Raw genomic sequence first — 13,908 nt, 5'->3', positions numbered from 1 at the left:
CCTAGAGCCGGGCTGTCAGGCCGACAGGCGGGCGCGACCCTTGCCACGGCGGGTCGCCAGGATCGCGCGGCCGGCACGCGTACGCATACGCAGGCGGAAGCCGTGGGTCTTGGCGCGACGACGGTTGTTCGGCTGGAAGGTGCGCTTGCTCACTCGGGGGCTCCAGGAAGGATTGTTGCCTCTTGCGAGACAGGTGTGGGGCGTCGACTGGCTGTCACCGTGCGCCCACGAGTAGCTCGCATACGCCCGAGTGCACCGCTACACGATCGCTGGGCGCGATCTTTGCCCATCGGAGGCAGGCGGCAGCAGCCATCGACAACTCGACCTGGTCACGGTACGCGCGGCTGCATCATCCGGTCAAACCGGCTCTAGGACAGGACACGCTGTACACAGGCTGTGGACAACAACTTGAACACGCGCGGGTCAGCTGACTACCGTGGCTGAACTCCGATTCCTTCCCGCCCGTCCTGAGAATCACACATTCGTGGGACCTGTGAGAGAGCGTGCTCTGTGGCTGACGTCCCTGCAGATCTTGCCGCAGTGTGGCCGCGGGTCCTCGACCACCTGCTCCGGGCGGAGAGCGACAGCCTCAAGCCCAAGGACCAGGACTGGCTCAAGCGGACTCAACCGCTTGCCCTGGTCGCCGACACCGCGCTGCTCGCCGTACCCAACGAATTCGCGAAGGGTGTACTGGAAGGCCGGCTCGCACCGCTGATCGGCGAGGCGCTGAGCCACGAGTGCGGCCGCCCGATCCGCATCGCGATCACCGTCGACGACACCGCTGAGGCGCCGCAGTCCCCCGCGCCGCCGCAGCAGCACCTCCCGTCACAGCAGCCTCAGCTCTCGCATGACGCGTACGAAAGCTACGACGGCCGCCAGAGCTACGGTCGGCAGAACGGCCACGAAAACGGTCCTCAAGGGGGCCCCCAGGGTGGACACGGAGGCGGCCAGCACGGCGGCCACCAGAGCGACGAGCTGCCCACCGTGCGCCCCGCCTATCCCGAGTACCAGCAGCAGCACCAGCAGCCGCGGCCCGCGCCCGGCGCCTGGCCGCAGCACTCCGAGGACCGCCGCTCCGGCATGGGCGACGACTCCGGCCGGCACGACGACTACGGCTGGCAGCAGCAGCGGCTCGGCGGCTTTCCCGAGCGCGACCCCTACGCCACGCCGTCGCACCACCAGCAGCGCGGTCGGCCCGGACCCGGCGACTATCGGTCGCAGAATGACGACTACCGGTCACAGAGCGACGACTACCGCTCGCAGAACGCCGATGACTACCGCCGGCAGGGCACCGACCGCCCCGGCCCCGGGCAGCACTCCGACGCCCAGCGCTCCCCGTACGAACAGTCCCCGCAGCACCGCGACTCCGACGGCCATCAGCCGGGCGGTCCCGGACGGCACGCCCGTCCCGGCGGCAACCTGCCGGCGCCCAGCGGCGCCCCCGGCCCGCTCGCGGCCCAGCCCGCGCCGGCGACGGGCCCCGGTGAGCCCACCGCGCGGCTGAACCCGAAGTACCTCTTCGACACCTTCGTCATCGGGGCGTCGAACCGCTTCGCGCACGCCGCGGCGGTCGCCGTCGCCGAGGCCCCGGCCAAGGCGTACAACCCGCTGTTCATCTACGGCGAGTCCGGGCTCGGCAAGACGCACCTGCTGCACGCGATCGGCCATTACGCCCGCAGCCTGTACCCCGGTACCAGGGTCAGATACGTGAGCTCGGAGGAGTTCACCAACGAGTTCATCAACTCCATCCGCGACGGCAAGGCGGACGCGTTCCGCAAGCGCTACCGCGACATGGACATCCTGCTGGTCGACGACATCCAGTTCCTGGCGAGCAAGGAGTCGACGCAGGAGGAGTTCTTCCACACGTTCAACACGCTGCACAACGCGAACAAGCAGATCGTTCTCTCCAGTGACCGGCCGCCCAAGCAGCTGGTGACCCTGGAGGACCGGCTGCGCAACCGCTTCGAGTGGGGTCTGATCACGGACGTCCAGCCGCCCGAGCTGGAGACCCGTATCGCGATCCTCCGCAAGAAGGCCGTGCAGGAGCAGCTGAACGCGCCGCCGGAGGTACTGGAGTTCATCGCCTCCCGGATCTCGCGGAACATCCGCGAGCTGGAGGGGGCGCTGATCCGGGTCACGGCCTTCGCCTCGCTCAACCGGCAGCCGGTGGACCTCGGCCTCACCGAGATTGTTCTGAAGGACCTGATCCCCGGCGGCGAGGACGCGGCCCCCGAGATCACCGCCACCGCGATCATGGCGGCCACCGCCGACTACTTCGGGCTGACGGTGGACGACCTGTGCGGCTCCTCACGCAGCCGCGTGCTGGTGACCGCGCGGCAGATCGCGATGTACCTGTGCCGCGAGCTGACCGATCTGTCGCTGCCGAAGATCGGCGGCCACTTCGGCGGCCGCGACCACACGACCGTCATGCACGCCGACCGGAAGATCCGCGCGCTGATGGCGGAGCGCCGCTCCATCTACAACCAGGTGACCGAGCTGACGAACCGCATCAAGAACGGCTGACGCGGGCGGCGCCGGCCGCGGACGCACAGGGCGCTCCGGGACAACTCCCGGGGCGCCTTTCGTCGTTGAGTGCCCCTCAAGAACCCCGTACGACAGACCCTCCGGGTGTCCCGAGCCGTCCCCACGCTGTGGAACCGGCCCTTGGGCCGACGCCGAACTCCCCAGCGCTGTTCGATTTCTGACGAGGACACGGCTTCCCTCCACAGATTGGGCGAGAATCTTCCTTCCACACCCTGGGGACTGGAGAGTTATCCCAACAGCATCCACAAGCAGACCGCCCGCCAGCACATCGCCCCAGGTCAGCAGGGTGTGGAATTGCGGACAACCTTCATCCACAGGGTGTGGACAAAGTTTCCGTCCACAGGGTGTGCACGCGACTGTCCACCGGCCGCCCACAGGTAAAGCGGCGTTGTACACACCTCGTCCACACCGCTGTCCACTGTTCGGCAAGGCAACACCCCCACTCACCGGCGCGAGTGAAAGCCGTCACACCAAAGTGCCGGGTTGGGCTGTGGGGAACCTGGGTAAAACTGGGGACGGCGCTGGGGAGAAACCGGCCTCCCCTGTGCATCGGGTGTGCACAAAGTCGGGCGGTCCACAGAACCGCCGGCTTATCCACGGCTGCACCCACAGCCCTCGGTGGACAAAAAACGGGCGCTGACCTGCGAAAAGCCGGTTGTCCACGGTTTCCACAGCCCCTACTACTACGACCACGGATATGTAGCGGGGAACTCGTTTCGAATCGGGTGCTGTGCACAACTTGGGGACCGGGCCTCTCCGAGCTCTCGTCCCGACTTGACCCCGAGCCGCACCGACTGTCGGTGGTGTGCGTCAGACTGGTCTCCGGCAACCCAGCCGACGACGAAGGCCAGCAGGGCGAGAGCCAGCAACAGCAGGAGGCGGTTTCCGGTGAAGATCCGGGTGGAGCGCGATGTACTCGCGGAGGCAGTGGCCTGGGCGGCCAAGAGCCTCCCGGCCCGTCCGCCGGTGCCCGTCCTCGCGGGCCTGCTGCTGAAGGCGGAGGACGGCTCCCTGAGCCTCTCCGGCTTCGACTACGAGGTCTCGGCACGCGTCTCGGTGGAGGCGGAGACCGAGGAGGAGGGCACGGTCCTCGTCTCCGGCCGGCTGCTCGCCGACATCTGCCGTGCGCTGCCGAACCGCCCGGTGGAGATCTCCACAGACGGTGTACGAGTGACCGTCGTCTGCGGCTCCTCGCGCTTCACCCTCCACACCCTTCCTGTGGAGGAGTACCCGGCGCTGCCCCAGATGCCCACCGCCACCGGCACCGTCCCCGGTGAGGTCTTCGCCTCCGCGGCCGCCCAGGTCGCCATCGCCGCCGGCCGCGACGACACCCTCCCGGTGCTCACCGGTGTCCGCATCGAGATCGAGGGCGACACCGTCACGCTCGCCTCGACCGACCGCTACCGCTTCGCGGTCCGCGAGTTCCTGTGGAAGCCGGAGAGCCCGGACGCCTCCGCGGTCGCGCTGGTGCCCGCCAAGACGCTGCTGGACACCGCCAAGTCGCTGAGCAGCGGTGACACGGTCACGCTGGCGCTGTCCGGCTCCGGCGCCGGTGAGGGTCTGATCGGTTTCGAGGGCGCCGGGCGGCGGACGACCACCCGCCTTCTTGAGGGCGACCTGCCGAAGTACCGCACGCTCTTCCCGACCGAGTTCAACTCCGTCGCGGTGATCGAGACGGCTCCGTTCGTCGAGGCCGTCAAGCGTGTTGCGCTGGTGGCCGAGCGGAACACCCCGGTGCGGCTCAGCTTCGAGCAGGGCGTGCTGATCCTGGAGGCCGGCTCCAGCGACGACGCACAGGCTGTGGAGCGCGTCGACGCGCAGCTGGAGGGCGACGACATCTCGATCGCCTTCAACCCCGGCTTCCTGCTGGAGGGCCTGTCCGCGATCGACTCGCCGGTGGCGCAGCTGGCGTTCACGACGTCGACCAAGCCCGCGCTGCTGAGCGGCAAGCCGGCCGCCGACGCCGAGGCGGACGACGCGTACAAGTACCTGATCATGCCGGTGCGCCTGTCGGGCTGAGCTCCGAGCAGTGCCCTGTGCCACGCCCGGAAGGCCGTACGGACGCGCTCCGTACGGCCGCCCGGATGACGCGGTTGACCTGCGGCTTATGAGCGGCTGAGCCCACAGCTGTGCACAGCCCTTCGGGCGTAGGCTCGTCGTAGGTCAGGTACAAGGGCAACGACTATGTGCAAAGAGGGTCTCTGATGGAGCTCGGTCTCGTCGGTCTCGGCAAGATGGGCGGCAACATGCGCGAGCGCATCCGCCGCGCAGGCCACACGGTCATCGGTTACGACCGCAATCCCGACCTCGCGGACGTCTCCAGCCTCAAGGAGCTGGTGGACGGTCTGCAGGGTCCGCGGGTCGTGTGGGTCATGGTGCCGGCCGGCGCCGCCACCCAGGCGACGATCGATGAGCTCGGTGAGCTGCTGTCCGAGGGCGACATCGTCGTGGACGGCGGGAACAGCCGCTGGACCGATGACGAGAAGCACGCCGAGGAGCTGCGCGCCAAGGGCATCGGCTTCGTCGACTGCGGCGTCTCCGGTGGCGTGTGGGGCCTGGAGAACGGCTACGCGCTGATGTACGGCGGTGCCGCCGAGGACGTGGCGAAGGTCCAGCCGATCTTCGACGCGCTCAAGCCGGAGGGCGACTTCGGCTCGGTGCACGCCGGCAAGGTCGGCGCGGGCCACTTCGCGAAGATGGTCCACAACGGCATCGAGTACGCCATGATGCAGGCGTACGCCGAGGGCTGGGAGCTGCTGGAGAAGGTCGACTCCGTCACGGACGTGCGCGAGGTCTTCCGCTCCTGGCAGGAGGGCACGGTCATCCGCTCCTGGCTGCTGGACCTGGCGGTCAACGCGCTGGACGACGACGAGCACCTGGAGAAGCTGCGGGGCTTCGCCGCCGACTCCGGTGAGGGCCGCTGGACGGTCGAGGCCGCGATCGACAACGCGGTGCCGCTGCCGGCGATCACCGCGTCGCTGTTCGCGCGGTTCGCCTCGCGTCAGGACGACTCGCCGCAGATGAAGATGATCGCCGCGCTGCGGAATCAGTTCGGCGGCCACGCGGTCGAGAACAAGAAGTAATCCCAGGGGCTGGGGCCACCCAGCACCCGCAGCAGTGTTACGCCGGGGGAGGTCGGCGCCGCCCATGCATGTCGCGCATCTGTCGCTCGCCGACTTCCGCTCGTACGCCCGGGTCGAGGTCCCGCTCGACCCGGGCGTCACGGCGTTCGTCGGGCCCAACGGCCAGGGGAAGACCAATCTCGTCGAGGCGGTCGGCTATCTCGCCACCCTCGGCAGTCACCGCGTGTCCTCCGACGCGCCGCTGGTCCGCATGGGTGCGGAGCGGGCGATCGTCCGGGCGCAGGTGGTGCAGGGCGAGCGGCAGCAGCTGATCGAGCTGGAGCTGAATCCGGGGAAGGCCAACCGGGCCAGGATCAACAGATCCTCGCAGGTCAGGCCGCGTGACGTGCTCGGCATCGTGCGGACGGTGCTGTTCGCGCCGGAGGATCTGGCGCTGGTCAAGGGCGATCCGGGCGAGCGGCGGCGCTTCCTGGACGAGCTGATCACGGCGCGTTCGCCGCGGATGGCGGGCGTGCGCTCGGACTACGACCGCGTGCTGAAGCAGCGCAACACCCTGCTGAAGAGCGCGGCCCTGGCGCGCCGGCACGGCGGCCGGAAGATGGACCTGTCCACGCTGGACGTGTGGGACCAGCATCTGGCGCGCGTCGGTGCGGAGCTGCTGGCGCAGCGGCTGGACCTGATCGCGACGCTGCAGCCGCTGGCGGACAAGGCGTACGAGCAGCTGGCGCCGGGCGGCGGGCCGGTCGCGCTGGAGTACCGCGGTTCGGTGGGCGAGCGGCTGGCGGAGGCGTCGAACCGTGAGGAGCTGTACGGGCTGCTCATGGAGGCGCTGGGCGAGGCGCGGAAGAACGAGATCGAGCGGGGCGTGACGCTGGTCGGCCCGCACCGTGACGACCTGGTCCTCAAGCTGGGGCGGCTGCCGGCGAAGGGGTACGCGAGCCACGGCGAGTCCTGGTCGTACGCGCTGGCGCTGCGGCTGGCCTCGTACGACCTGCTGAGCGCCGAGGGCAATGAGCCGGTGCTGGTCCTCGACGACGTCTTCGCCGAGCTGGACGCGCGCCGCCGGGAGCGGCTGGCCGAGCTGGTGGCGCCGGGTGAGCAGGTGCTGGTGACGGCGGCGGTGGACGACGATGTGCCGGGCGTGCTGGCGGGGGCGCGGTTCGCGGTCTCCGAGGGCACGGCGGAGAAGGTGTCGTAAGTGAGTGAGCAGTCCGGTCCTCAGGAGCCTGCGGGACCCGAGCAGCCGAAGCCGCCGGAGCTGTCCGGGGTCGATCTGGCGCGGCAGGCGCTGGTGGCCGCGAAGGAGCAGGCGCGGGCGCGGGGCGCGGCCGCGCAGCAGAAGAAGCAGGCCCGCCGCGGGGGTGGGCTGCGTTCCGGTGCGCGTGCCGATGGGCGCGATCCGCTGCCGCTGGGTGCGGCGATCAATCGTCTGATCACCGAGCGTGGCTGGGAGACGCCGGCCGCGGTCGGCGGGGTGATGGGGCGCTGGCCGCAGCTGGTGGGCGCGGAGGTGGCGCAGCACTGTGAGCCGCAGAAGTACGACGAGGACGCCCGGGTGCTGACGGTGCAGTGCGACTCGACGGCGTGGGCGACGCAGCTGCGGCTGCTGGCGCCGACGCTGGTGGCGCGGCTGAACGAGGACCTCGGGCACGGGTCGGTGAAGGTCATCAAGGTGCTGGGGCCGGGTGGCCCGCCCCGGCGGTACGGCTCGTTGCGGGCTCCGGGGAGCACGGGGCCGGGCGACACGTACGGCTGAGCCGTACCTGCGGGCGCGGAGCGGCCGTTTCACGTGAAACCGCACGCCTGCCCGGCCGAAGCCTTCCGTTTCCCATGAAACCGCGCCCGGCCGAAGCCTTCCGTTTCACGTGAAACCGCCTCTGCGGCGGGTCTCCGTACGGGCGAGATGCCTCGGATGTTCTGGTGTGACGGAAGAGACTCCGCTCACCGTAGTCGGAGGTTGACAGCCCGAAGCGCTGAGTGCCGGTGTGAGCGTCCTGGGGGCCCGTCTCAGATATGGGGAGTCGGCGGACGCCAGTTCAGGGCGGCACGTGAGGACTCAGGCGCCCGCAAACCCCCATGAGTGTCGGCGCTACCGGTAGACTGGTAGCAATCCCGCCCACTCGCGGAACATGTCGAACGACGCAGCCGCTCCTGACCGGCACGGGGCCTTCCCGCCGGCAGCAGGAGAAGGCTCGTGCCTGTGCCAGAAAGGGCGCTTCGTGGCCGACTCCGGCGACCTCAACGAGAACATCACGGCTTCTACCGAAGAGGGGGTTCCTGCCGTCGCCAGTGGCGGCTCCTCGGAAGAGAAGTCGTACGACGCCAGTGCGATCACTGTCCTTGAGGGCTTGGACGCGGTTCGCAAGCGACCGGGTATGTACATCGGCTCCACCGGCGAGCGTGGTCTGCACCACCTCGTGCAGGAGGTCGTGGACAACTCGGTCGACGAGGCGATGGCCGGCCACGCGGACACCATCGACGTCACGATCCTCGCGGACGGCGGCGTGCGCGTCATCGACAACGGCCGTGGCATCCCCGTGGGCATCATCCCCTCCGAGGGGAAGCCGGCCGTCGAGGTCGTGCTCACCGTGCTGCACGCGGGCGGCAAGTTCGGCGGCGGCGGGTACGCCGTCTCCGGTGGTTTGCACGGCGTCGGTGTCTCCGTCGTGAACGCCCTGTCCCAGCGGGTCTCCGTCGAGGTCAGGACGGACGGGTACCGCTGGACGCAGGACTACAAGGCGGGTGTGCCGACCGCGCCGCTCGCCAAGCACGAGGCCACCGAGGAGACCGGCACCTCGGTCACGTTCTGGGCCGACGGCGAGATCTTCGAGACGACCGAGTACAGCTTCGAGACGCTGTCCCGGCGCTTCCAGGAGATGGCCTTCCTCAACAAGGGTCTGTCGATCCAGCTCACCGACGAGCGCGAGGCGCACGTCGACGAGGAGGGCAAGCCGCTCACCGTCAAGTACCACTACGAAGGCGGCCTCGTCGACTTCGTGAAGTACCTGAACTCCCGCAAGGGCGAGACGGTCCACCCCACGGTCATCGACATCGAGGCCGAGGACAAGGAGCGGATGCTCTCGGTGGAGATCGCGATGCAGTGGAACACCCAGTACACCGAGGGTGTCTACAGCTTCGCGAACACCATCCACACCCACGAGGGCGGTACGCACGAAGAGGGCTTCCGCGCGGCGCTGACGGGCCTGATCAACCGGTACGCGCGCGACAAGAAGCTGCTGCGCGAGAAGGACGACAACCTCACGGGTGAGGACATCCGCGAGGGTCTGACGGCGATCATCTCCATCAAGCTCGGCGAGCCCCAGTTCGAGGGCCAGACCAAGACGAAGCTGGGCAACACCGAGGCGAAGACGTTCGTCCAGAAGGTCGCGCACGAGCACCTCACGGACTGGCTGGACCGGAACCCCAACGAGGCCGCGGACATCATCCGCAAGGGCATCCAGGCCGCGACGGCCCGTGTCGCCGCCCGCAAGGCGCGCGACCTGACCCGCCGCAAGGGTCTGCTGGAGACCGCGTCGCTGCCGGGCAAGCTGAGCGACTGCCAGTCCAACGACCCGACCAAGTGCGAGATCTTCATCGTCGAGGGTGACTCCGCCGGCGGCTCGGCCAAGTCCGGCCGTAACCCGGAGTACCAGGCGATCCTCCCGATCCGCGGCAAGATCCTGAACGTCGAGAAGGCCAGGGTCGACAAGATCCTGCAGAACCAGGAAGTCCAGGCGCTGATCTCGGCCTTCGGCACCGGGGTCCACGAGGACTTCGACATCGAGAAGCTCCGCTACCACAAGATCATCCTGATGGCGGACGCCGACGTCGACGGCCAGCACATCAACACCCTGCTGCTCACCTTCCTGTTCCGCTTCATGCGGCCGCTGGTGGAGGCCGGGCACGTGTACCTCTCCCGCCCGCCGCTGTACAAGATCAAGTGGGGCCGGGACGACTTCGAGTACGCCTACTCCGACCGCGAGCGCGACGCGCTGATCGAGCTGGGCAAGCGGTCCGGCAAGCGCATCAAGGACGACTCGGTCCAGCGCTTCAAGGGTCTGGGTGAGATGAACGCCGAAGAGCTGCGCGTGACGACCATGGACATCGACCACCGGGTGCTCGGCCAGGTGTCGCTGGACGACGCGGCCCGCGCGGACGACCTGTTCTCCGTGCTCATGGGTGAGGACGTCGAAGCACGTCGCTCGTTCATCCAGCGCAACGCCAAGGACGTCCGCTTCCTCGACATCTGAGCCCGTCGGCCCGAACAACAGCCGCAGCTCGAAAGGACTTTGAACAGCAATGGCCGACGAGATTCCCCCCGTGACCCCGGACGGCGTGACCGCCGAGGGCGCGCCCGCCGCCATCGAAGGCGTGGGCATGCGTGTCGAGCCCGTCGGGCTCGAGACCGAGATGCAGCGCTCGTACCTCGACTACGCGATGTCCGTCATCGTCTCGCGTGCGCTGCCCGACGTGCGGGACGGCCTGAAGCCGGTGCACCGCCGCGTCCTGTACGCGATGTACGACGGCGGGTACCGCCCCGAGAAGGGCTTCTACAAGTGCGCCCGCGTCGTCGGTGACGTCATGGGTACGTACCACCCGCACGGCGACTCCTCGATCTACGACGCGCTGGTCCGCCTCGCGCAGCCGTGGTCGATGCGGATGCCGCTGGTGGACTCCAACGGCAACTTCGGTTCTCCGGGCAACGACCCGGCCGCGGCCATGCGGTACACCGAGTGCAAGATGGCGCCGCTGTCGATGGAGATGCTCCGGGACATCGACGAGGAGACCGTCGACTTCCAGGACAACTACGACGGCCGTAACCAGGAGCCGACGGTCCTGCCGTCGCGCTTCCCGAACCTGCTGATCAACGGCTCGGCCGGCATCGCGGTCGGCATGGCGACCAACATCCCGCCGCACAACCTCCGCGAGGTCGCGGCCGGCGCGCAGTGGGCGCTGGAGCACCCGGAGGCCTCCAACGAGGAGCTGCTGGAAGCCCTGATCGAGCGGATCAAGGGCCCGGACTTCCCCACCGGCGCGCTCGTGGTGGGCCGCAAGGGCATCGAGGAGGCGTACCGCACCGGCCGCGGCTCCATCACGATGCGCGCGGTGGTCGAGGTCGAGGAGATCCACAACCGCCAGTGCCTGGTGGTCACGGAGCTTCCGTACCAGGTCAACCCGGACAACCTCGCGCAGAAGATCGCCGACCTGGTGAAGGACGGCCGGGTCGGCGGCATCGCCGACGTCCGCGACGAGACCTCCTCGCGGACCGGCCAGCGCCTGGTCATCGTGCTCAAGCGGGACGCCGTCGCCAAGGTCGTCCTGAACAACCTGTACAAGCACACCGACCTGCAGACGAACTTCGGCGCCAACATGCTGGCGCTGGTCGACGGCGTGCCGCGCACGCTGTCCCTGGACGCGTTCATCCGCCACTGGGTGACGCACCAGATCGAGGTCATCGTCCGCCGGACGAAGTTCCGGCTGCGCAAGGCCGAGGAGCGGGCGCACATCCTGCGCGGTCTGCTCAAGGCCCTGGACGCCATCGACGAGGTCATCGCGCTGATCCGGCGCAGCCAGACGGTCGAGGACGCGCGCGGCGGCCTGATGGACCTGCTGGAGATCGACGAGATCCAGGCGAACGCGATCCTGGAGATGCAGCTGCGGCGCCTGGCGGCCCTGGAGCGGCAGAAGATCACCGCCGAGCACGACGAGCTGGAAGCGAAGATCCGCGAGTACAACGCGATCCTGGCCTCCCCGGAGCGGCAGCGCGGGATCGTCAGCGACGAGCTGACCGCGCTCGTCGACAAGTACGGCGACGACCGGCGCTCCAAGCTGGTGCCCTTCGAGGGCGACATGTCCATCGAGGACCTGATCGCCGAGGAGGACATCGTCGTCACGATCACCCGTGGCGGCTACATCAAGCGGACCAAGACCGAGGACTACCGCTCGCAGAAGCGCGGCGGCAAGGGCGTGCGCGGCACGAAGCTGAAGCAGGACGACATCGTCGACCACTTCTTCGTGTCCACCACCCACCACTGGCTGCTGTTCTTCACGAACAAGGGCCGGGTCTACCGCGCCAAGGCGTACGAGCTGCCGGACGCGGGCCGGGACGCGCGCGGCCAGCACGTCGCGAACCTCCTCGCCTTCCAGCCGGACGAGCAGATCGCGCAGATCCTGGCGATCCGCGACTACGAGGCGGCGCCGTATCTGGTCCTGGCCACCAAGGCCGGCCTGGTGAAGAAGACGCCGCTGAAGGACTACGACTCGCCGCGCTCCGGCGGTGTCATCGCCATCAACCTGCGCGAGCAGGAGGACGGCTCGGACGACGAGCTGATCGGTGCCGAGCTGGTCTCCGGCGAGGACGACCTGCTGCTGATCTCCAAGAAGGCGCAGTCGATCCGGTTCACCGCCACGGATGACGCGCTGCGCCCGATGGGGCGTGCCACCTCCGGCGTGAAGGGCATGAGCTTCCGCGAAGGCGACGAGCTCCTTTCGATGAACGTGGTGCGGGCGAACACCTTCGTTTTCACCGCCACCGACGGCGGGTACGCCAAGCGCACGAACGTCGACGAGTACCGCGTCCAGGGCCGCGGCGGCCTCGGTATCAAGGCCGCCAAGATCGTGGAGGATCGAGGTGAGCTGGTCGGCGCGCTGGTGGTCGAGGCGAGCGACGAGATCCTCGCCATCACCCTCAGCGGTGGGGTGATCCGCACGCGGGTCGACGAGGTCAGGGAGACGGGCCGTGACACCATGGGCGTCCAACTGATCAACCTGGGCAAGCGCGATGCCGTCGTCGGTATCGCTCGGAACGCCGAGGCCGGTCGCGAGGCCGAAGAGGTCGAGGCGCTGGCCGAGGGCGAGCCGGCCGATGACGCGGCGCAGGACCAGGCCCCGGCGGCCGGGGGCGAGGAGCCCGCGGCGGAGTAGCGCGAGGAGTAGGTCGTGAGTGGAGCCACGGGTGCGCAGGCGGGCGGATCGGGCGACGAGCGGAGCTCGTCCTCCGGGCCCGCGACCGTGACGGACAGCGCCCGTGGCTCCGATGCTGACGGCGGCCCCCGCAAGGAGGCCGCCTCCGAGGGGGGAACCGTGACCGACACCAGGCAGCCGCAGCCCGAGGCGCAGCCGCAGCCGCAGCCCGAGCCGCGCCCGCAGGGCACCGAGGACCAGCCGTACCGCCCGCCGTCGGCCTACGCGACCGGCGGGGGCAAGCAGGGCATGCGCGTGCCCCGCACGGGCGTCCGTACCACCCCGCGTACGCGCAAGGCGCGGCTGCGGGTGGCCAGGGCCGATCCGTGGTCGGTGATGAAGGTCAGCTTCCTGCTGTCGATCGCGCTGGGGCTGTGCACGCTGGTGGCGGTGTCGGTGCTGTGGATGGTGATGGACGCGATGGGCGTCTTCACCACGGTCGGCGGCACGATCAGCGAGGCCACCAGCTCCGACGGCGGTTCCGGTTTCGACCTGGAGACGTTCCTTTCGCTGCCGCGGGTGCTGCTGTTCACCGGTGTCATCGCGGTGATCGACGTGGTGCTGGCGACGGCGCTGGCCACGCTCGGGGCGTTCATCTACAACCTCTCGGCGGGCTTCGTGGGCGGCGTGGAGCTGACCCTGGCCGAGGACGAATGACCTGCTGCGGGGGGCCGTCGGCGGCCTTTCGGGCCCGGGTCGGTCATCGATTTGGGCCATGGCTCTGAAGTGCGCTAATCTTTCGGTGCAGCCAGCGAGGCGGCACCAAGCCAGGGGCTATAGCTCAGACGGTTAGAGCGCTTCCCTGATAAGGAAGAGGCCACAGGTTCAAGTCCTGTTAGCCCCACCGGCAAGGATCGGCCCGGACGGAGTTTCTCCGCCCGGGCCGATCCGTTTGTGCTTCCGGCGAGTTGGGGTCGGGCTAGGTCACCGATTGATATCGACCGGTGTGTATCATCGGCCCCCGAAGGTCCCCTACGTCAACGAAAGACGAGGTCGCGCGGTGAAGAAGCTTCTCCTGGTCGCACTGGCCGCCATCGGCGGGCTCCTCGTGTACCGCCAGATCCAGGCGGATCGCGCCGAGCAGGATCTGTGGACGGAGGCGACCGACTCCGTGCCCGCAGGTTCGGGCGTGTGAGCCCCAGCACGTACGCACGAAACCCCGGCTGCCGCACTCCGCGGTGACCGGGGTTTCGTCTGTTCGGCGTCGTTCGCCGGGCGTCATCCGTCCGGCGCCGTGGTGGGACTGTGGCGCCTTCGCGCCTTGAGTTTGCGGAAGCACACCGCTAGGTTGCGGTAGCAAACTTGGTGGGTGGTCCGA

10 protein-coding genes and 1 tRNA gene are annotated in these 13,908 nt (G+C 68.9%); 10 read left to right on the top strand and 1 reads right to left on the bottom strand.

What is annotated here, in order from left to right:
• Window positions 1-15 precede the first annotated feature (15 nt).
• Window positions 16-153: a 50S ribosomal protein L34 gene (rpmH, locus tag ACZ4MH_RS03840; protein WP_030354375.1), complete on the bottom strand. Its 138-nt coding sequence runs from the start codon at window positions 151-153 to the stop codon at window positions 16-18.
• 357 nt (window positions 154-510) lie between these two features.
• Between rpmH and dnaA the strand changes: the two genes are divergently transcribed.
• The 10 genes from dnaA (at window position 511) to ACZ4MH_RS03790 (ending at window position 13,725) form a co-directional block, all read left to right on the top strand.
• Window positions 511-2,523 carry a chromosomal replication initiator protein DnaA gene (dnaA, locus tag ACZ4MH_RS03835; RefSeq protein WP_351586876.1) on the top strand — a complete coding sequence of 671 codons (2,013 nt, stop codon included), beginning with the start codon at window positions 511-513 and terminating at the stop codon, window positions 2,521-2,523.
• Window positions 2,524-3,432: 909 nt separating this feature from the next.
• Window positions 3,433-4,563: a DNA polymerase III subunit beta gene (gene dnaN, locus ACZ4MH_RS03830; protein WP_351586874.1), complete on the top strand. Its 1,131-nt coding sequence runs from the start codon at window positions 3,433-3,435 to the stop codon at window positions 4,561-4,563.
• Window positions 4,564-4,748: 185 nt separating this feature from the next.
• Entirely contained in the window at window positions 4,749-5,627 is an 879-nt protein-coding gene (gene gnd / locus ACZ4MH_RS03825) for a phosphogluconate dehydrogenase (NAD(+)-dependent, decarboxylating) (protein WP_351586872.1), read from the top strand.
• 64 nt (window positions 5,628-5,691) lie between these two features.
• The gene (recF, locus tag ACZ4MH_RS03820; protein ID WP_351586870.1) at window positions 5,692-6,825 is read left to right on the top strand and encodes a DNA replication/repair protein RecF; all 1,134 of its coding nucleotides are present in this window, start codon (window positions 5,692-5,694) and stop codon (window positions 6,823-6,825) included.
• Window positions 6,826-7,383: a DciA family protein gene (locus ACZ4MH_RS03815; RefSeq protein ID WP_351586868.1), complete on the top strand. Its 558-nt coding sequence runs from the start codon at window positions 6,826-6,828 to the stop codon at window positions 7,381-7,383.
• Window positions 7,384-7,846: 463 nt separating this feature from the next.
• Window positions 7,847-9,877, top strand: a complete 2,031-nt coding sequence (gene gyrB, locus ACZ4MH_RS03810; protein ID WP_351586866.1) for a DNA topoisomerase (ATP-hydrolyzing) subunit B — start codon at window positions 7,847-7,849, stop codon at window positions 9,875-9,877.
• A gap of 49 nt (window positions 9,878-9,926) precedes the next feature.
• Window positions 9,927-12,551: a DNA gyrase subunit A gene (gene gyrA, locus ACZ4MH_RS03805; RefSeq protein WP_351586864.1), complete on the top strand. Its 2,625-nt coding sequence runs from the start codon at window positions 9,927-9,929 to the stop codon at window positions 12,549-12,551.
• A 15-nt stretch (window positions 12,552-12,566) separates the two neighbouring features.
• Window positions 12,567-13,247, top strand: coding sequence for a DUF3566 domain-containing protein (locus ACZ4MH_RS03800; protein ID WP_351586862.1), 681 nt, complete (start codon window positions 12,567-12,569; stop codon window positions 13,245-13,247).
• Between the two features lie 113 nt (window positions 13,248-13,360).
• Window positions 13,361-13,434, top strand: a tRNA-Ile gene (locus ACZ4MH_RS03795).
• Between the two features lie 156 nt (window positions 13,435-13,590).
• Window positions 13,591-13,725, top strand: coding sequence for a DLW-39 family protein (locus tag ACZ4MH_RS03790; protein WP_003958712.1), 135 nt, complete (start codon window positions 13,591-13,593; stop codon window positions 13,723-13,725).
• The last annotated feature ends 183 nt before the right edge of the window (window positions 13,726-13,908 follow it).

Source organism: Streptomyces sp. NPDC026301, from assembly GCF_055567935.1.
This window is presented reverse-complemented; position numbering and strand designations above follow the sequence as displayed.

Excerpts from the sequence above, each read along its gene's own strand:
- gnd (WP_351586872.1), top strand. The coding sequence starts at position 4,749 with ATGGAGCTCGGTCTCGTCGGTCTCGGCAAGATGGGCGGCAACATGCGC.
- recF (WP_351586870.1), top strand. The coding sequence starts at position 5,692 with ATGCATGTCGCGCATCTGTCGCTCGCCGACTTCCGCTCGTACGCCCGG.
- gyrA (WP_351586864.1), top strand. The coding sequence starts at position 9,927 with ATGGCCGACGAGATTCCCCCCGTGACCCCGGACGGCGTGACCGCCGAG.